20 protein-coding genes are annotated in these 17,759 nt (G+C 49.5%); 10 read left to right on the plus strand and 10 right to left on the minus strand.

Annotated features, from left to right (window positions below; genetic code table 11):
* Positions 1-33 precede the first annotated feature (33 nt).
* From hemQ to LPW40_RS09460, 3 genes are all read left to right on the plus strand, one after another.
* Positions 34-780 carry a hydrogen peroxide-dependent heme synthase gene (gene hemQ, locus LPW40_RS09450; RefSeq protein WP_230822013.1) on the plus strand — a complete coding sequence of 249 codons (747 nt, stop codon included), beginning with the start codon at positions 34-36 and terminating at the stop codon, positions 778-780.
* 251 nt (positions 781-1,031) lie between these two features.
* Positions 1,032-1,268 carry a hypothetical protein gene (locus LPW40_RS09455; protein ID WP_230822014.1) on the plus strand — a complete coding sequence of 79 codons (237 nt, stop codon included), beginning with the start codon at positions 1,032-1,034 and terminating at the stop codon, positions 1,266-1,268.
* Between the two features lie 155 nt (positions 1,269-1,423).
* A complete protein-coding gene (locus LPW40_RS09460; protein WP_072710409.1) occupies positions 1,424-1,663 on the plus strand; it encodes an indolepyruvate ferredoxin oxidoreductase subunit alpha in 240 nt (79 codons plus the stop codon).
* A 109-nt stretch (positions 1,664-1,772) separates the two neighbouring features.
* Here LPW40_RS09460 and LPW40_RS09465 read toward each other — a convergent pair whose 3' ends face one another.
* From LPW40_RS09465 to LPW40_RS09475, 3 genes are read right to left on the minus strand one after another with little or no spacing between them, the layout of a single operon-like run.
* Complete coding sequence (locus LPW40_RS09465) at positions 1,773-2,135, minus strand: DUF423 domain-containing protein (RefSeq protein ID WP_230822015.1); 363 nt, start codon at positions 2,133-2,135, stop codon at positions 1,773-1,775.
* A 19-nt stretch (positions 2,136-2,154) separates the two neighbouring features.
* Positions 2,155-2,430 (minus strand): DUF5327 family protein, encoded by a 276-nt coding sequence (locus tag LPW40_RS09470; protein WP_230822016.1) that lies wholly within the window; start codon positions 2,428-2,430, stop codon positions 2,155-2,157.
* Entirely contained in the window at positions 2,427-3,080 is a 654-nt protein-coding gene (locus LPW40_RS09475; protein WP_230822017.1) for a uracil-DNA glycosylase, read from the minus strand. Before LPW40_RS09475 ends, LPW40_RS09470 begins: the two co-directional genes overlap by 4 nt.
* Positions 3,081-3,196: 116 nt before the next feature.
* Between LPW40_RS09475 and thiD the strand changes: the two genes are divergently transcribed.
* From thiD to folE2, 4 genes are all read left to right on the plus strand, one after another.
* The gene (thiD, locus tag LPW40_RS09480; RefSeq protein WP_230822018.1) at positions 3,197-4,027 is read left to right on the plus strand and encodes a bifunctional hydroxymethylpyrimidine kinase/phosphomethylpyrimidine kinase; all 831 of its coding nucleotides are present in this window, start codon (positions 3,197-3,199) and stop codon (positions 4,025-4,027) included.
* A 63-nt stretch (positions 4,028-4,090) separates the two neighbouring features.
* A complete protein-coding gene (locus LPW40_RS09485; protein WP_097041362.1) occupies positions 4,091-4,450 on the plus strand; it encodes a DUF1806 family protein in 360 nt (119 codons plus the stop codon).
* Positions 4,451-4,462: 12 nt separating this feature from the next.
* Positions 4,463-5,131 carry a bacillithiol biosynthesis deacetylase BshB2 gene (bshB2, locus tag LPW40_RS09490; protein WP_230822019.1) on the plus strand — a complete coding sequence of 223 codons (669 nt, stop codon included), beginning with the start codon at positions 4,463-4,465 and terminating at the stop codon, positions 5,129-5,131.
* A gap of 10 nt (positions 5,132-5,141) precedes the next feature.
* Positions 5,142-6,020: a GTP cyclohydrolase FolE2 gene (folE2, locus tag LPW40_RS09495; RefSeq protein WP_230822020.1), complete on the plus strand. Its 879-nt coding sequence runs from the start codon at positions 5,142-5,144 to the stop codon at positions 6,018-6,020.
* A gap of 27 nt (positions 6,021-6,047) precedes the next feature.
* Here the strand turns inward: folE2 and LPW40_RS09500 are convergent, their stop codons facing one another.
* From LPW40_RS09500 to LPW40_RS09520, 5 genes are read right to left on the minus strand one after another with little or no spacing between them, the layout of a single operon-like run.
* Complete coding sequence (locus LPW40_RS09500) at positions 6,048-6,929, minus strand: Cof-type HAD-IIB family hydrolase (protein WP_230822021.1); 882 nt, start codon at positions 6,927-6,929, stop codon at positions 6,048-6,050.
* A 38-nt stretch (positions 6,930-6,967) separates the two neighbouring features.
* Positions 6,968-7,459, minus strand: coding sequence for a tRNA adenosine(34) deaminase TadA (gene tadA / locus LPW40_RS09505; RefSeq protein WP_230822022.1), 492 nt, complete (start codon positions 7,457-7,459; stop codon positions 6,968-6,970).
* Positions 7,443-8,147, minus strand: a complete 705-nt coding sequence (locus tag LPW40_RS09510; RefSeq protein WP_230822023.1) for an HAD family hydrolase — start codon at positions 8,145-8,147, stop codon at positions 7,443-7,445. The genes tadA and LPW40_RS09510 overlap by 17 nt, the downstream gene beginning before the upstream one ends.
* Positions 8,148-8,188: 41 nt before the next feature.
* The gene (locus LPW40_RS09515) at positions 8,189-9,133 is read right to left on the minus strand and encodes an NAD-dependent epimerase/dehydratase family protein (protein WP_230822024.1); all 945 of its coding nucleotides are present in this window, start codon (positions 9,131-9,133) and stop codon (positions 8,189-8,191) included.
* A gap of 12 nt (positions 9,134-9,145) precedes the next feature.
* On the minus strand, positions 9,146-10,336 hold the full coding sequence (locus LPW40_RS09520) for a glycine C-acetyltransferase (protein WP_230822025.1): 1,191 nt from the start codon (positions 10,334-10,336) through the stop codon (positions 9,146-9,148).
* Between the two features lie 159 nt (positions 10,337-10,495).
* On the opposite strand from LPW40_RS09520, the gene LPW40_RS09525 reads away from it, so the two are divergent.
* The 3 genes from LPW40_RS09525 to LPW40_RS09535 are packed head-to-tail and all read left to right on the plus strand — an operon-like array spanning position 10,496 to position 14,024.
* Entirely contained in the window at positions 10,496-11,671 is a 1,176-nt protein-coding gene (locus LPW40_RS09525; RefSeq protein WP_230822026.1) for an amidohydrolase, read from the plus strand.
* Positions 11,662-12,852 carry a M20 metallopeptidase family protein gene (locus tag LPW40_RS09530; protein WP_230822027.1) on the plus strand — a complete coding sequence of 397 codons (1,191 nt, stop codon included), beginning with the start codon at positions 11,662-11,664 and terminating at the stop codon, positions 12,850-12,852. The genes LPW40_RS09525 and LPW40_RS09530 overlap by 10 nt, the downstream gene beginning before the upstream one ends.
* Positions 12,849-14,024 (plus strand): M20 metallopeptidase family protein, encoded by a 1,176-nt coding sequence (locus LPW40_RS09535; protein WP_230822028.1) that lies wholly within the window; start codon positions 12,849-12,851, stop codon positions 14,022-14,024. The genes LPW40_RS09530 and LPW40_RS09535 overlap by 4 nt, the downstream gene beginning before the upstream one ends.
* Before the next feature lie 283 nt (positions 14,025-14,307).
* Here the strand turns inward: LPW40_RS09535 and tuf are convergent, their stop codons facing one another.
* On the minus strand, positions 14,308-15,495 hold the full coding sequence (tuf, locus tag LPW40_RS09540; protein ID WP_230822029.1) for an elongation factor Tu: 1,188 nt from the start codon (positions 15,493-15,495) through the stop codon (positions 14,308-14,310).
* A gap of 130 nt (positions 15,496-15,625) precedes the next feature.
* Positions 15,626-17,707: an elongation factor G gene (fusA, locus tag LPW40_RS09545; RefSeq protein WP_230822030.1), complete on the minus strand. Its 2,082-nt coding sequence runs from the start codon at positions 17,705-17,707 to the stop codon at positions 15,626-15,628.
* Between the last annotated feature and the right edge of the window lie 52 nt (positions 17,708-17,759).

Raw genomic sequence — 17,759 nt, forward strand, 5'->3', positions numbered from 1 at the left:
ATGATAACAATTAAAAAAGAGAGGTTTTTTAAAATGAGCGAAGCTGTTTCAACACTGGATGGATGGTGGAGTCTGCATTTATTGTACAATGTCGACTGGACTTCATTGAAAACCCTGGAAGAATCAAAAAAAGACCATTTGATCGGTGAACTCCAATCTTTCCTGGAGCGGGAAGAGGAAGTTCATAAAAATAAAGAAGGCAGCTATTCATTTTACAATGTGACCGGCCAGAAAGCGGACATCATCCTCTGGATGCTGCGTCCGACCATCGATGAATTGAATAAATTGGAACTGGAATTTAATAAGCTTGGCATCAGGGATTACCTGATCCCGGCCTACTCATATGTATCCGTCATTGAGATGAGCGGATACCTTGCCAAGGAATCGGATGAAGATCCGTATGAGAACCCTTACGTCCAAAGCCGCCTGTACCCGGAAGTGCCTAAGTCCAAGTACATCTGCTTCTATCCGATGGATAAAAAGCGCGATCTGGATGACAACTGGTATATGCTTCCGATGGAGGAAAGGCGCCGCCTGATGTATGACCACGGCATGATCGGCCGCCAGTATGCAGGCAAGGTCAAGCAGTTCATCACAGGCTCACAGGGGCTCGACAAGTATGAATGGGGCGTGACTTTATTCTCCGATGATATGCTCGAATTCAAGAACATCATCTATGAAATGAGGTTCGACGAAGCTTCCGCACGCTACGGCATATTCGGCGACTTCTATGTCGGTGTCCACCTGCCGGCTGACGAACTGCCTGCTTTTTTCAAGTAGGCGGATGTTTGAACACCGGGAAAATCGGCTATAACACAATGCTGGATTAAATAATTCGAAGGGGTGTTGACATGGGCCGTTTAATAAGGAGACTTGCAATAGTTCTGGCACCTATAATCATTAAGAAAATATTCAATAAGAATAAGTCGGGTAAAAAATAGTCTGGAAATGCCGGGTGCGGAGTCATCCGGCATTTTTTATAAGTGACTGCTTCAGGTATGATGGATTAAAACAGTAAATGAGGAAAGCTTATGTCATCGAATATCAACAGATCAAAAAGATGGATACTCATATTTACAGGCACCGTGACCTCGGTCGTGGCAGTACTGTTACTGGTTGTGGGCCTGATTTTCATCATTGCCGAAGGCGACTGGTTCGGACTCGCCATCGTGATTTTCGGGTTGATTTCAATCTGGTTTGCACAACGGGAATTCAAGGAATATATGCAGCTGAAGAAAGAAGCGGACGAAACACGGAAGCGGGGTTAAATTACACGGCGCGGCTCAGCCTAAATGTGTATTTTAACCGAGTTTCCAGAAATGGTTTGAAAAATGGCCGGGATTCACTTACTATTCAATTATAGCCGGATTTAAACGAACCAAATTTAAGTGAAGGAATCCATAGATTGAAGGAGGTAATTCAAATGGCATTTGTCATTACCCAGCCGTGTATCGGTGAGAAAGCAGGCGACTGCGTCGATGTCTGCCCGGTAGACTGTATAGAAGAAGGCGAAGATCAGTACTTCATCGACCCGGATATCTGCATCGACTGCGGTGCATGTGTTACGGTCTGCCCGGTGGAAGCGATCATTGAAGAATACGATATGACGCCGGAAGACGAGCCGTTTTTCGAAAAAGCCAAGAAATTCTACGGCCTCGCATAATAGATGGAAATACTTATGGCCGGACCTCTGTGAGGTCCGGTCTTTATTTTGCCTTAATGCAGGCCGCCCCAATATAAAAGGCTGCATCCTGAATGGATGCAGCCGATGATCAAATCCTCACTATTCCAATGATCACCATCACCCAGGCAGCAAGGAACAGCACGCCGCCGATCGGAGTGATGGCACCGAGCACCGAGATGCCTGAGACCGCGAGTATATACAGTGATCCGCTGAAAAATATGATGCCTGCAAACATCAGCCATCCCGCCGCATTCATCGGCACGTCCGTGAGCCCGATCAGGATTCCGACCGCGATCAGCCCCACCGAGTGGAACATCTGATACTGCACAGCCGTTTCCCATACGCCGAGGTAATGATCGCTGATCTTCCCTTCGAGTCCGTGCGCACCGAATGCACCCAGTGCGACTGATATGAAGGCGTTCACCGCCCCTAGAATTACAAATAATTTCATTTCACTTTACTCCCTGCTGTTAAAAATCAAAAATTGAATCGTCCGTCCGTTTTTCTTCAGGCGGCCTGCCCTCTTTCTGGCTGCCGCCCATCATTTCAAGCATCTTTTTATCCTTATCCGTGAGGTCCGGTTCCGCTTCTTCCGTCCCGGCACGGGCCGTGTCCGGCCCCTCCGCCCTCAGCAAGCCGACCAGCGTCTCGACAGCATACAGATGCTTTTCGAACTCATGGGGCAGGCTGGAGACTTCGAGCATATGGAGCTCTGCCTTCAACTGGCTGATGATCTCCCGCTTCATTCCTGCTCACTCCAGTCCACCGGTGCCCGTCCGTTTTCCTCCAGGTATTCGTTCGTCCGGCTGAAAGGTTTGGAGCCGAAGAACCCCCGGTATGCGGATAAAGGGCTTGGATGTACGGATTTTATTATCATATGCTTTGAACCGTCTATGAGTGCCTCTTTTTTCTGGGCGGGCTTGCCCCAGAGTATGAACACGACATTTTCAAGCTCTTCGGACACCATTTTGATCACGCTGTCCGTGAATTTCTCCCAGCCGAGCCCGCGGTGCGAATTCGCTTCGTGCGCATCCACGGTGAGCACCGTGTTGAGCAGCAGCACACCCTGTGCGGCCCAGTCTTTCAGGCTGCCGCCTGTGCGTCTGATGCCGAGGTCGTCCTCAAGTTCCCTGTATATGTTCCTGAGTGACGGCGGGATTTTGATGCCTTCATTCACCGAGAAAGCAAGTCCGTGCGACTGCCTCTCCCCGTGGTAGGGATCCTGGCCGAGTATGACCACCCTGACGTTTTCAAATGATGTCAATTCGAATGCCGTATATATTTCGTCCCTTGGCGGGAATACTCTGCCGTTTTCATATTTATCCTCCAGCACCGCTTCCAGTGTGCTGAAATCATGTTCTTCCTTTATTTTTGCGAATACTTCCGACCATTCCATTACATCACCTCTTTTAAAATTCAATTATACCACTCAAGTAAGCAATGCTCTAGAATTACAGCGTCAAATATAGTAAAATATCATTATTAATCTATTAGAGGAAAAGAGGAACTTTTATGCAGCTTCAAAAGACCCTGACCATCGCGGGTACGGACGTCAGCGGAGGCGCAGGTATAGCCGCCGACCTGAAAACATTCCAGGAACATGAAACTTACGGGATGTCCGTCATTGTGACCACAGTGACGATGGATCCCGAAACTTGGTCCCACCGGGTATTCCCCACGGCTCTCGAAGTCGTGGATTCACAGATAGAAACAGCTTTATCCATTTCACCGGATGCCATCAAGACCGGCATGCTGCCTTCGGAAGAAGTGATTGAGAGGGCGAAGACGGCATTCCTGAACAGCGGTGCGAAATTTTTCGTCATCGACCCGGTCATGGTCTGTAAAGGTGATGATGAAGTGCTCAATCCGGGTCTTGTGGACGCGATGATTGAACATCTTCTGCCGCATGCAACAATCGTCACCCCGAACCTGGTTGAAGCGGGCCATCTGACCCGCCGCAAAACACCCAAGACACTGGACGAAGTCAAAGAATGTGCAGTGGAGATCGTAAGGCAGGGTGCACAGCATGTCATCATCAAAGGCGGTACGGGCATCGAGGGTGACAAAGCGATTGATGTATACTATGATGGTGACGAATTCCACCTTTTGACAACCGAGAAGATCGATGCATCATACAACCACGGTGCAGGATGCACATTCGCTGCAGCAATCACCGCGAAGCTCGCCAAAGGTGAAACACCTCTTGAAGCCGTACGGTCAGCCAAGGCCTTCGTCACTTCAGCAATCAAGAACGGCTGGAGACTGAATGAACACGTCGGTGTCGTCAGACACGGCGCAGCGAATACAGTGGAAGAAATCAAAGTAAAAGAAGAACAGATCTAAAAGAGATAGCCTGTCTATCTCTTTTAAATTGAATTCATATGCAGAAGTGGGAGTGGCATTTTAATGGAGAAGATTGACCGTGAGAAAGTGCAGGAAATACTGAATCAATATCAGGACCGGCCTGTCTATATACACGTTGAAATCACGAGTGGGGTCTACGCGGACCACTTGGACGAGAACATCTTTAATGCAGGCACATTCCTGCGGAACATCCAGGTCGAGTTTGTTCAGGGTGCCATCCGGGGCGGCAGGAACGGTCAGTACCGTGTCGGATTGAAGCTTGTGAACGGCGGATGGATCTATGTGCTCGGCCTGACGCACTATGTCATCAACGAGAATGATGAATTCATCATGCACGGCTTTGACCATGAAGGGAAATTGGCCAGTGCTTTGGAAATATCTTCTAATGAGTTTTTCAAATAGGAGGAAATCGGAATGGAAAAAGAAAGACATGTTTTAGTCGTCTTCCCCCACCCGGATGATGAGGCATTCGGTGTTTCCGGCACCATCATGAAATACATCGACTCAGGCGTGCCGGTGACATACGCCTGCCTGACTTACGGTGACATGGGAAGAAGCCTCGGGTATCCTCCTTTCGCAACGCGGGAATCATTGCATGAGATAAGGAAGCAGGAAGTCGAGAAAAGTGCTAGAATAATGAAGCTGACTGATTTAAGGCTTCTTGGCTACCGGGATAAGACACTCGAATTTGAACAGCCCGGCCACCTGGCTTCAGTCATCAAAAGTTTGATTGACGAACTCAACACCTCAAGAATCATTTCCTTCTATCCGGGGTATTCTGTCCATCCGGATCATGAGGCGACCGCAGAAGCCATTGTGGGTGCTGTGAAAGATATGGCGCCTGAAAAAAGACCGGCCCTCCAGCTCGTCGCTTTTGACAAGGATACACTGGAAGACCTCGGGGATCCCGACATCATCAATGACATCACCGGCTATGAAGACAGGAAAGAAGAAGTGATGGCGGCTCATATTTCCCAGACCGGCCCGCTGCTGAAACGGCTCGCTGCCGACACCGTGGAAGGCCAGGAAACAAGGGAAGCTTATTTAAAGTTAGAACAATTTTACAGTTATGATATAGATTAAGGAGATTATTATGGAAGAATTGGATTTAACGACACGAGAAGGTCGTTTTAAACATTTTGGTTCTGTTGAACCTGTAGAAGGGACCAAGCCAACAGAGAAAGCTGAAATGGCTGATCTTCAAAATTCTAAAAAAGATTTTTTATTTGCAGTGGAATCTGTGGGCATCAATAATTTGAGTTATCCGGTCGTGATCGGTGATTACCAGTCCGTCGGAAACTTTGAACTTGCAACGAGCCTCCGCCGTGAGGAGAAGGGCGTCAACATGAGCCGTCTGCTCGAAGCACTGGAGACGGAGAACAAGAACGGTGTCAGCCTGGACTTTGAAACGCTTGAACAGGTCCTGAAAGTGCTCCGCGACCGCATGCGCCAGGAAAACGCAGAAGTCACTGCAGACGGCAAATGGTACTTTTCCAAACCAAGCCCCGGCACGAACCTGCACGGCATGGCCCACGCAGATGTAAAATATTCTCTTGCCCTGGACGAAGGCGGACTTACGAGGAAACAGTTCGGCATGACCGCAATGGTCACGACACTCTGCCCATGCTCGAAGGAAATCAGTGAATACAGTGCACATAACCAGCGCGGCTATGTCAAGGTGCTGATCGATGTCGACCCTGATGCAGAAGTGCCTGAAAACCATAAGGAAATCGTTTATGAACTGCTCGAGATTAATGCTTCAAGCCAGCTCTACCCAATCCTGAAAAGGACGGATGAGAAGATTGTGACCGAACGCGCCTACGAAAACCCGCGCTTCGTCGAAGACCTGATCCGCCTGATCGCCTACGATATTGCCGATCTTGACTGGGTCAAAGGTTTTGAGCTGGAATGCCGCAACGAGGAAAGCATCCACCAGCACGATGCCTTCAGCCGCATGAAATATCAGAAATAATAAAAAGACATCCTAGGATGTCTTTTTTTATTTGGAAGATGGTTCCAGTTCATTATTGAGCGCTTTCTCAATGACTTCGGCCACACCATCATCTGAATTCGTGCCGGTCACGACATCCGCAATGGCCTTCACTTCGGATGTTGCGTTCCCCATGGCCACGGCTGTGCCGACGCGTTTCAGCATGGATATATCATTCAGGTTGTCACCGATCGCCATCGTATCCTTCAGATCGACATCCAGAGTTTTTGCCAGCTTTTCGAGTGCAATGCCCTTCTGTGCCTCCGCATGGGTGAGTTCGATGTTCCCCGGGGATGATGCGGAGACGGCAATATCATCAATTTCATTAAGATAGTTCTTGGCCCTCACCAGCTTCGCACGGGAGGTTGACGCCGCAAGGAATTTCAATACGTTCTCATCTTCACGTTCATATACATCCCTGTAATCCCGGACTTCCTGCAATGAAGTTTTGGCGAGCCTCTCACGCATCAGCCTTCTGATCTTATCCACATCCGGGGTCCCACCGGATTGTCTGGCCAGCTCTATGAAGATGTCGATATCCCTCTCGATGCTCGTCGTGTATATTGCACGGTCCGTATAAACCTGGTAGAAGATATCCTCCGCCTTCAGGACTTCCGAGACCTCTGTAATCAGATTGCGCGTGAGGGGATGGTCGGCCACCACTTCATGCCGGTCATCACGCACCTGTGCCCCGTTCAGGCAGATATATGGAATCTGCAGCCGGTATTCCCGCACTATCGCATGGGCTTCATAATAGGCTCTTCCTGTTGCAATGACGACATGGACACCCTGCTCGATCGCTTTATTGATTGCGAGTATGGTTCTTGGTGTGATTTCATGCTCGGGTGTGAGCAGGGTCCCATCCATATCAATTGCTATCAACTTAACCATAAGTTAAATAAAACTCCCTTTTAATGATATATTTTACATTATAACTCATGCTTCTTATCCTGTGCTTTCTTCCGCCTCAAATCTTTGAAGAAATCTTTTAATAGCCGGCTGCATTCTTCCTCCATGATACCTTCCGTCACCTTCGGCCTGTGGTTGAAACGGGGTTCGTCAAGCAGCTCCATCAGGCTCCTCACCGTCCCGCCCTTCCTGTCATAGGCACCGAATACGATGTGGGGCAGACGGCTCATGATGATGGCCCCTGAACACATGACGCACGGCTCCAGGGTGACATACAGGGTGCAGTCCTCCAGGCGGAAAGACTCAAAATGGCCGCTCGCCCGGTGGATTGCGATCATCTCGGCGTGCGTCAGGGGATGGCCGACCGTCTCCCTCAGGTTGTGCCCGCGTGCAATGATTTCGTTGTTGTGCACCACAACCGCCCCGATGGGGACTTCACCTTTTTCATATGCTTTTTTCGCTTCTTCGAGTGCTTCTTTCATGAACATTTTGTGGTCATTTTGATTTTGCATTCACTACAAACTCTCCGTCCTGGATCAGGTCGGTCACGCTGTCGACGATGAGGTCGGCGCCTTTCAGCTGCTCCCGCCCCGATGTGCCGCTCAGCACACCTATCGTGTACAGCCCTTCATCTTTTCCGAGCATGGTGTCGGCATTATTGTCACCGATCATCACGACATCATCCACACTGTAGCCGTGCTTTTTAAGAAATGGGCGGAGCACCCTGAAATCCGGCTTTTTATAGTCAGTGTCATCGCCGGCCACGATATCATCAATCAATTCATCGAGTCCGAGCTGCCTGATGAAAAGCTCCGCACCTTTCCTGGAATCGCTCGTCACGATGACATTTTTATACTCCATGGCTTTCAGTGCGGTGAGCACCTCCCTCGAGCCGTCGATCAGTTCCATATGGCTCGCGATGAAATCCTGATTGTCCTCATAGAACTCCCGTGCCCACCTGCCGCCGCCGGTGGCAAAACTTTCGTAAACCGCATGTATATCGGCACCTGTGCCGCTTGCAGCTATGGAGTCGGACTGCATCTTATTGTCGACAAGGCCGAGCGCACGTGCAAGATCTTCCTTCTCGGAATGAAGTTCAAATTGCTCTGCGAAGGCTTCGACACTTTTGATCGCAAATGGCGTCCATACTTTTTCATAATTCAACAATGTGCCGTCCTTATCAAACAGTATCGCTTTCAATTCCTGTCCTCCTGTTAAAAATAAGAAGGCACAATGCCTTCTTATGATTTATCCCTGATTGCGTTTATCATTTCCGTTGTCATTTTTTCCAGATCATATCTGGGGCTGAAACCCCACTGTTTCTCCGCTTCACTCGTATCGATGGAATCCGGCCAGCTGTCCGCGATCCCCTGCCTGACGGGATCCACATCATAATCGAGCTCAAATCCGGGTATATGCTTTTCAATCTCACGTGCAATCATTCCGGGCTCGACGCTCATTGCCGAGACATTGAATGCATTACGGTCGGTGAGATCTTCGGCATCCGCCTCCATCAATTGTATCACAGCATCGATGGCATCATCCATATACATCATGTCCATATACGTCCCTTCACCTATATAGGAGGTATACTTGCCCGATTTGACCGCTTCAAAATATATTTCGACAGCATAGTCGGTGGTGCCGCCGCCCGGTTCCTTGACATGGGAGATAAGGCCCGGAAAACGGAGGCCCCGCGTATCCACGCCGAACTTCTTGAAATAATAATCGCACAGCAGCTCCCCGGCCACTTTGTTGACGCCGTACATGGAGGTCGGCCGCTGGATCGTCGTCTGCGGTGCGTCCTTTTTCGGCGTGGACGGACCGAAGGCCCCGATCGAGCTCGGCGTGAAAAATTTGATGTCCCTTTTCCTTGCGGTCTCGAGCGCGTTGACGAGCCCGCCCATATTGATATCCCATGCGATCAGCGGCTTTTCCTCGCATGTCGCACTGAGCAGTGCCGCCATATGCATGATGGTATCCGGCTTGAACTCATCCGCCGTCTCCACCATCTCATCATATCTTCTTACATCCAGTATTTTAAACGGCTTCCCCTTAAGCGGCCCTTCGGCAGGTTCGTTGATATCGGTCGCCAGCACATTGTCATCGCCGTATATCTCCCTCAGTTTTACAGTCAATTCCGTGCCGATCTGCCCGAGTGCGCCTGTAATCATTATTCGTTCCATAATATACCCCTCTTATGATATCACGTTTAGTTCTTTTCCTACTTTTTCATAGATTTCCAGTGCCTCATCCAGCATCTCCTTCGTATGTGCTGCCGTCGGCATGTTGCGCACACGGCCGGTCCCCCTCGGCACCGTCGGGAAGACGATGGATTTCGCATAGACGCCCTCTTCCATCAGCCGCTTCGAGAACGCCTGGGTCGTCTTCTCATCGCCGATGATGCATGGCGTGATCGGTGTCTCTGAATTGCCGATATTGAAGCCGAGTTCTTTCAGGCCCTTCTTCAAGTAGTCCCCGTTCTCCCACAGGCGGTCATGCAGCTCTGTCGATGCCATCAGCATCTTCACTGCTTCGTTGATCGCCTTCGTATCACCCGGTGTGAGTGAAGTCGAGAACAGGAACGGACGGGCCGCCACTTTCAGGTAGTCGGCAAGCTCTTTTGTGCCGGCGATATAGCCGCCGACCACGCCGATCGCCTTCGACAGGGTGCCCATCTGGATATCGACTTCCTTCTCAAGACCGAAATGCTTCACCGTGCCGGCGCCCTTGCCCATGACACCAGAGCCATGCGCATCATCCACGTAGGTGATGAGGTCGAACTCTTTGGCGATCTCGACGATCTCCGGCAGTTTCGCCACATCCCCGTCCATCGAGAACACCCCGTCCGTGATGTACATCACTTTTTTGTACTGCCCGGACTCTGTCGCTTCTTTCGCCTTTTTCCTCAGATCATCCATATCCGAGTGGTTGACGCGGATGATCTTCGCACGGGACAGACGGCAGCCGTCGATGATTGAAGCATGGTTCAGTTCATCTGACAGTATCGCATCCTCCTTGTTCATCACAGCCTGTATGGCCGCCATATTGCAGTTGAAGCCGGACTGGAACGCGACCGCCGCTTCGGTCCCCTTGAATTCAGCAAGCGTCTCCTCCAGCTCGACATGGACATCGAGTGTACCGTTGATCGTCCTCACCGCACCTGCACCGACCCCGTGGGAATCGATCGTATCCTTTGCCGCCTGCTTCAGCTTTTCATCTGTGGCGAGCCCCAGATAGTTGTTTGAAGACAGGTTGATCAATTCCTTGCCGTCAATGTCGATCACCGGGCCGTTCGCACCCCGGACCATATTGATTTCATTGTACAGACCGTTATCTTTCAACTCCTGTAAATTCGAAGATAAAAATTCATTCAGTATTTTAGACATTTGCCCCTCTCCTCTCAAATCCATCTTATCATAATAAAGCGCTTTCTTTTAGTGAAATCCTGTATAATAAAGTAATTGAACTATTCAATTAAAATTAAATAGTTTGAAAAATTTAGGTTGTTTGATAAAATTAACTATTATCTTAATGGAGGTTAGAATATGACGATACACGATCTGGCGGAGTCCACCCTTCCCCAAATGATCGAACACAGAAGGTATCTCCACATGCATCCGGAAGAGTCATTCCATGAAGAGGAGACTTATCAATATATCCTTGAATATCTGCAGGCGTATGACACGCTTAAGATCAGGGAGAAAGTCGGGGGCGGCGGCATCCGCGCAACACTCGGCACAGGCAGCCCGCATATCGCCATACGTGCTGACTTTGATGCCCTGCCGATCCAGGATGAAAAGGATGTGCCATATAAATCGACTGTTGACGGCCTCATGCATGCCTGCGGGCATGACGGACATACGAGTACATTGTTTGCGCTGCTCGACCTTGCGGCCGCGCAGGAGAAGGCGGGCAAATTGAAGGGCGCCGTCTCATTCATCTTTCAATTCGCCGAAGAAATACAGCCCGGCGGTGCAGTTTCCATGGTCGCAGACGATGTCCTGGAAGGCGTGGACAAAGTCTATGGCCAGCACTATTGGAGCCAGCACCCGACCCATACGGTGAAGGTGAAGCCCGGCCCGATGATCTCAAGCCCGGACTATTTCGTCATCACAATCAAGGGCAAGGGCGGACATGCTGCACAGCCGCATGATTCCGTCGACCCGGTGCTGATCGCCGCCGAAGTGATCACAAACCTTCAAAGCGTCGTCTCACGGCAGATATCCCCGATCGAAAACGCCGTTGTGACTTTCGGTAAAGTGCGTGCCGGGACGGCATTCAACATCATCCCGGACACTGCTGAAATCGTCGGCACGGTCCGTACATTCAAACCTGAGATCAAAGATCAGATCCATGAAATATTCCAGAAGGAAGTTGAATATACGGCAAAAAAACGCGGTGCCGAAGGCGAGCTGCTCTACAACTACGGCTACCCTGCCGTCATCAACCATGAAAGGGAAGCTGAAGTGATTGAAAAAGCTGCACTCGAACTCGGGCTGCCGTTTGAAACAGCCAAGCCGCTCATGATCGGTGAAGATTTCAGCTATTATATCCTTGAGAAGCCGGGCGCCTTCTTCCTTACAGGTTCCGGCAATCAAGATAAAAACTCGACATACCTCCATCATCATCCGATGTTCGACCTTGATGAAGACGCCATGGTCAGCGGTCTGTCGATGTTCATGAAAATTCTGGAGATCGAGCAGGTGATTGAATGGAACTGAAACAGATAGAGAAGATTTCCGATGACCACTTCAATGAACTCGTAAAACTCCGACGCCATTTCCATATGAATCCTGAGCTGTCATTCAAAGAAGTCCATACGCCGGCATATATCGCAAGCTACCTTCATGACCTCGGCCTCGAAGTCCAGGAAGGCGTCGGCGGACGTGGTGTCGTCGGCAGGCTCATAATCGATCCTAATCTGCCCACAGTGGCACTTCGTGCAGATTTCGATGCCCTGCCCATCCATGACCAAAAGGACGTGCCATACCGCTCTACAGTCCCTGGAGTGATGCATGCATGTGGACATGATGCCCATACATCTGTGATCATGACAGCCGCCCGCATATTAAGCGAAAATAAAGACTCGTTGAAAGGCAATGTCGTATTCATTTTCCAGCATGCCGAGGAAGTCGATCCCGGGGGCGCCATACAGATGATTGCAGACGGCTGCCTCGACGGCGTCGATGCGATTTTCGGCCAGCATGTCTCAACAAGCCTCGACATCGGCACCATCGGTTATATAAAAGGCACAGCCACCGGCATACCGGATGACTTCACAGTGAAAATCAAAGGCAAGGGCGGCCATGCATCGAAACCGGACGGCGCCATCGATCCGCTTGCCGCAGCACTCTCCTTCTGCCATCAGATGCAGTATGCCGTCACCAGGAAATCATCGCCGATGGAACCGGTCGTCCTTTCCATCACGATGTTCAACGGCGGCCACCAGCATAACGTCATCCCTGACGAAGTCGAAGTCGGCGGCACGATCAGGACATTCAACCATGAAACCCAGGAAGTCATGATCAGGGAACTGAAGAAATGCCTGGAAGGCCTTGTGACGATGACCGGCGTATCCTATGAGCTCGACTACATGAAAGGCTATCCGCCGGTCGTCAATAATCATGAAAAGACGGATATCGTCATACAGGCATCCGCAGAAGTCTCCACAGTCGATCAAGTGAAGGAACTCCAGCCGAGCCTCGGCGGCGAGGACTTTTCCTATTATCTGCAGAGAGTGCCCGGCACCTTCTATTTCACTGGTGTCAGGAATTCAAATTTCAGGGCAGATTACCCGCACCATCACGGCATGTTCGACATTGATGAAAAAGGGCTGGTCAATGCGCTGTCGGTCATGCTGCGTGCAGTATGCATATACTTTGACGGGGAGGCCGTAAAATGATGGACATAAGAAAAGAGATAGAATCCAGATATGAAGAAATGCAGGCTGTGCGCAGGCATATGCACAAATATCCGGAGCTGTCCTTCCAGGAAACGAATACGAAAGCTTTTATATACGATCAGATCAAAGACCTGCCGCTTGAAATCGAGCGTGATGTCGGCGGCAACGGCCTGCGTGCGGAACTGCATGTGAATGATGATTTCAAGACCGTGGCCCTGCGTGCCGATTTTGATGCATTGCCGATCACAGAAGAGAGTGATGTGGCATACAAATCCGAAATCGACGGCGTCATGCACGCCTGCGGCCATGATGCACACACTGCAATGCTGATCACCACCGCAAAAATCCTGTGTGCCCATAAGGACACTTTACCTGTGAACGTGGTCTTTATTTTCCAGCATGCTGAAGAACAGCTGCCAGGCGGAGCGAAAAGCATGGTGGAAGCGGGTGTCCTCAACGGTGTGGATTATGTATACGGCATACACGTCTCCAGCAAGTACCCGACAGGCATGCTCGGCTACAACTACGGATACAAGCATGCGGCAGCAGATTCCTTCCACTTTAAAGTGAAGGGCCGCGGCGGGCACGGTGCAGAACCCCATGTGGCAAATGACCCTGTGGTCGCAGCAGCTTCACTGATCCAGCAGCTGCAGACGATCGTCTCCCGGACGGTCGATCCCCTGAAATCCGCAGTCGTCACAGCAGCCATGTTCAATGCCGGCAGCGCCTTCAACATCATACCGAACAATGCAGATATCAGCGGCACCGTGCGGACATTTGAAAAAGAAGTCCAGGACAAAGTGATCACCCGGATGGAAGGCATCCGGAGAGGCATCGAAGAGAGCTTTGCGCTGGAATGCGAGCTCGAATACGTCAAAGGCTATCCCGCCGTCCTGAACTCGGATGAGCTGGTCGACACGCTGCTTGAAGCAACCCAAGGCAAAACAGAGTTCATTACATCAGTCGAGGAAGTCGAACTCTCAATGGGCGGCGAAGACTTCGCCTATTACCTTGAAAAAGTGCCCGGCGCATTTTTCAACATCGGCACGATGAATAAAGAGCTCGGAACCGATTACCCGCACCACCACCCGAAGTTCGACATCGACGAAGCAGGCATGCAGGCAGGCGTGGAAAGCTATTTGCGCCTGATCACGAATTTCAGGGAGATATAGGGTCTGGGCTGCTTACTCAGTCTTGAAAATCACTGTGAGTGAGCAGACACGACAAGATCCTGCTTACTCAGGCTCGGAAATCATTATGAATGAGCAGGTATGACAGGATTCTGCTTACTCAGCTCTGAAAATCACTGTGAATGAGCAGGCATGACAGGATTCTGCTTACTCAGACCTGAAAATCACTGTGAGTGAGCAGGCATTTTCCAAAATATTTCATCAAAACAAAAAAAGCGCAAAATCTCGATTGAGATTTTGCGCTTTCTGTTTATAAGGTCTGAAATTATTTAACAATTTCAGTTACAACGCCTGATCCAACAGTACGTCCACCTTCACGGATGGAGAAACGTGTACCGTCTTCGATAGCGATTGGTGAAATGAGTTCAACGTTCATTTCAACGTTGTCGCCAGGCATAACCATTTCAGTTCCTTCAGGAAGGCTTACAACACCAGTTACGTCAGTTGTACGGAAGTAGAACTGCGGGCGGTAGTTGTTGAAGAATGGAGTGTGACGTCCACCCTCTTCTTTTGAAAGAACATATACTTCAGCTTTGAACTGAGTGTGTGGCGTGATTGATCCAGGTGCTGCAAGTACTTGTCCACGCTGGATGTCTTCCCGCGCTACACCACGGAGAAGTGCGCCGATGTTGTCGCCTGCTTCTGCATAGTCAAGAAGCTTACGGAACATTTCAACACCAGTGATTGTAGTTTTGCTTGATTCTTCAGCAAGACCGATGATTTCAACTTCGTCACCGACTTTGATCTGTCCACGGTCCACACGACCAGTTGCAACAGTACCACGGCCAGTGATTGAGAATACGTCCTCAACCGGCATCATGAATGGCTTGTCAGAGTCACGCTCAGGAGTTGGGATGTAGTTATCCACAGCGTCCATGAGGTCAAGGATTCTTTGCTCCATCTCTTCGTCGCCTTCAAGTGCTTTAAGTGCAGAACCAGCAATAACTGGAATGTCATCACCAGGGAAGTCATATTCAGAAAGAAGTTCACGAACTTCCATTTCTACAAGCTCAAGAAGCTCTTCATCGTCAACTTGGTCGACTTTGTTAAGGAATACAACAAGTGCCGGTACACCAACGTTACGTGAAAGCAGGATGTGCTCACGAGTTTGTGGCATCGGGCCGTCTGCTGCAGATACAACAAGGATAGCGCCGTCCATTTGTGCAGCACCAGTGATCATGTTTTTAACATAGTCAGCGTGACCTGGGCAGTCAACGTGTGCATAGTGACGGGAATCTGTTTCGTACTCGATGTGAGACGTGTTGATTGTGATACCACGCTCTTTTTCTTCTGGTGCGTTGTCGATCATGTCGTAGCTTTGCGCTGTAGTGTCACCATGTTTAGCAAGTACAGTTGCGATAGCAGCTGTCAATGTTGTTTTACCATGGTCAACGTGACCAATTGTACCAATGTTAGCATGCGTTTTGGAACGGTCGAATTTTTCTTTAGCCATTTTAAAATACATCTCCTTATTTAAAGAAATTAATTTGTTTTATAGTTTACTTGGGAAGAGTGAATCACTCCCCCAAGGTGTTTCCTAAACCACTTATAAATGATTTGGCTGTAAAAATCAAGCCACCTAATTATGCACCTGTGTTTTTCTTGATGATTTCTTCAGCGATTGATTTAGGCACTTCTTCATAGTGATCGAAAGTCATCGTGTAAGTTCCGCGTCCCTGAGTGTTTGAACGGAGTGATGTTGCGTAACCGAACATTTCAGAAAGTGGGACGAAAGCATTGACGACCTGTGCATTACCACGGGCATCCATACCTTCCACACGTCCACGACGGCTTGTTACGTCACCCATGATGTCACCAAGGTACTCTTCAGGCATGACGATTTCAACCTTCATGACAGGCTCGAGGATGACAGGGTCACAAACTTTTGCAGCTTCTTTCAAAGCAAGTGATGCAGCAATTTTAAATGCCATCTCGGATGAGTCGACATCGTGGTATGAACCATCAAACAATCTTGCTTTGACATCAACGAGCGGGTAACCGGCAAGAACACCGTTTTCGAGGGAATCCCTGAGGCCCTGCTCAACAGATGGGATGAATTCACGTGGTACAGCACCACCGACGATATTGTCTTCGAATTCGAATCCTGCGCCCTGCTCATTAGGTGTGAATTCAATATGAACATCACCGAACTGACCGCGTCCACCTGACTGACGTGCAAATTTACCTTGTACGGATGCTGAAGATTTGAATGTCTCACGGTAAGAAACCATTGGCGCACCAACGTTACACTCTACCTTGAATTCACGCTTCATACGGTCGACAAGTACATCAAGGTGAAGCTCACCCATACCGCCGATGATGACCTGGCCGGTCTCATTGTCAGTACGTGCAGTGAAGGTAGGGTCTTCTTCCTGAAGTTTCACAAGCGCTGTAGTCATCTTATCCTGGTCCGCCTTGGATTTAGGCTCAACGGATAAGTGGATGACCGGCTCTGGGAATTCCATAGCCTCCAGGATCACCTGGTTCTTCTCGTCTGTAAGAGTATCACCGGTACCTGTATCTTTAAGACCTACCGCAGCAGCGATGTCTCCGGCGTAAACCGTTGAGATCTCCTGACGGGAGTTTGCGTGCATCTGAAGGATACGTCCAACACGTTCACGCTTGTCTTTAGTCGTGTTTCTGATATAAGAACCAGAATCCAGCGTACCTGAGTACACGCGGAAGAATGTCAGCTTACCGACGAACGGATCTGTCATCACTTTGAATGCAAGTGCTGCAAACGGCTCGGAATCGTCAGGTTTTGCAACAATCTCCTGTTCTTCATCATCTTTAACATGACCGACGATCGGTTTTACATCCAATGGGGATGGAAGATAATCGATTACCGCGTTAAGAAGTAACTGGACACCTTTGTTTTTGAATGCTGTACCGCAAAGTACAGGGTAGAATTCAACATCACACGTCGCTTGACGGATCGCAGCTTTAAGCTCATCGGTGCTGATTTCTTCGCCGCCAAGGTATTTCTCCATGATATCTTCGTTGACATCTGCCAGACCTTCAATGAGGGATTCTCTCAACTCTTCAGCTTTTGCTTTGTACTCTTCAGGGATTTCGATTTCTTCAATCTCTGTCCCCAGGTCATTACCGTAGCTGTAAGCTGTCATGTGAATCAAGTCGATGATTCCGTTGAAGTTATCCTCCGCTCCGATAGGGAACTGGATAGGATGGGCATTTGCCTGCAGGCGGTCTCTGATGGTACCGACTGAATATTCAAAGTCAGCACCGATTTTATCCATCTTGTTAATGAATACGATACGAGGAACGCCGTAAGTTGTTGCCTGTCTCCATACTGTTTCCGTCTGCGGTTCAACACCTGATTGAGCATCAAGCACTGTCACAGCTCCGTCCAGTACACGAAGTGAACGTTCAACTTCGACAGTGAAGTCTACGTGTCCAGGCGTATCGATGATGTTTACACGGTGTCCGTCCCACTCGGCTGTCGTCGCTGCAGATGTGATTGTAATACCACGTTCCTGCTCCTGCTCCATCCAGTCCATCTGTGAAGCACCTTCATGCGTTTCACCAAGCTTGTGGATACGTCCTGTGTAATAAAGAATACGTTCAGTCGTCGTAGTCTTACCGGCATCGATGTGAGCCATGATACCGATGTTACGCGTTCTTTCTAATGAGAATGGTCTTGCCATGAGTATTCTTTTCTCCTTCCAAAAATGGATTGCGGTTTATAACTGTCAGACA

This window comes from Salinicoccus halitifaciens (assembly GCF_021026095.1).
GTDB classification, from domain to species: Bacteria; Bacillota; Bacilli; order Staphylococcales; family Salinicoccaceae; genus Lacicoccus; species Lacicoccus halitifaciens.

What these genes read in the sequence shown, in the direction of transcription:
- fusA (WP_230822030.1), bottom strand. Translation starts at nt 17,707, where the DNA reads ATGGCAAGACCATTCTCATTAGAAAGAACGCGTAACATCGGTATCATG.
- LPW40_RS09485 (WP_097041362.1), top strand. Translation starts at nt 4,091, where the DNA reads ATGGAGAAGATTGACCGTGAGAAAGTGCAGGAAATACTGAATCAATAT.
- LPW40_RS09525 (WP_230822026.1), top strand. Translation starts at nt 10,496, where the DNA reads ATGACGATACACGATCTGGCGGAGTCCACCCTTCCCCAAATGATCGAA.
- LPW40_RS09470 (WP_230822016.1), bottom strand. Translation starts at nt 2,430, where the DNA reads ATGAAGCGGGAGATCATCAGCCAGTTGAAGGCAGAGCTCCATATGCTC.
- thiD (WP_230822018.1), top strand. Translation starts at nt 3,197, where the DNA reads ATGCAGCTTCAAAAGACCCTGACCATCGCGGGTACGGACGTCAGCGGA.
- tuf (WP_230822029.1), bottom strand. Translation starts at nt 15,495, where the DNA reads ATGGCTAAAGAAAAATTCGACCGTTCCAAAACGCATGCTAACATTGGT.
- LPW40_RS09465 (WP_230822015.1), bottom strand. Translation starts at nt 2,135, where the DNA reads ATGAAATTATTTGTAATTCTAGGGGCGGTGAACGCCTTCATATCAGTC.
- folE2 (WP_230822020.1), top strand. Translation starts at nt 5,142, where the DNA reads ATGGAAGAATTGGATTTAACGACACGAGAAGGTCGTTTTAAACATTTT.
- LPW40_RS09475 (WP_230822017.1), bottom strand. Translation starts at nt 3,080, where the DNA reads ATGGAATGGTCGGAAGTATTCGCAAAAATAAAGGAAGAACATGATTTC.
- LPW40_RS09500 (WP_230822021.1), bottom strand. Translation starts at nt 6,929, where the DNA reads ATGGTTAAGTTGATAGCAATTGATATGGATGGGACCCTGCTCACACCC.
- LPW40_RS09535 (WP_230822028.1), top strand. Translation starts at nt 12,849, where the DNA reads ATGATGGACATAAGAAAAGAGATAGAATCCAGATATGAAGAAATGCAG.
- bshB2 (WP_230822019.1), top strand. Translation starts at nt 4,463, where the DNA reads ATGGAAAAAGAAAGACATGTTTTAGTCGTCTTCCCCCACCCGGATGAT.
- LPW40_RS09460 (WP_072710409.1), top strand. Translation starts at nt 1,424, where the DNA reads ATGGCATTTGTCATTACCCAGCCGTGTATCGGTGAGAAAGCAGGCGAC.
- LPW40_RS09520 (WP_230822025.1), bottom strand. Translation starts at nt 10,336, where the DNA reads ATGTCTAAAATACTGAATGAATTTTTATCTTCGAATTTACAGGAGTTG.
- tadA (WP_230822022.1), bottom strand. Translation starts at nt 7,459, where the DNA reads ATGCAAAATCAAAATGACCACAAAATGTTCATGAAAGAAGCACTCGAA.
- hemQ (WP_230822013.1), top strand. Translation starts at nt 34, where the DNA reads ATGAGCGAAGCTGTTTCAACACTGGATGGATGGTGGAGTCTGCATTTA.
- LPW40_RS09455 (WP_230822014.1), top strand. Translation starts at nt 1,032, where the DNA reads ATGTCATCGAATATCAACAGATCAAAAAGATGGATACTCATATTTACA.
- LPW40_RS09515 (WP_230822024.1), bottom strand. Translation starts at nt 9,133, where the DNA reads ATGGAACGAATAATGATTACAGGCGCACTCGGGCAGATCGGCACGGAA.
- LPW40_RS09530 (WP_230822027.1), top strand. Translation starts at nt 11,662, where the DNA reads ATGGAACTGAAACAGATAGAGAAGATTTCCGATGACCACTTCAATGAA.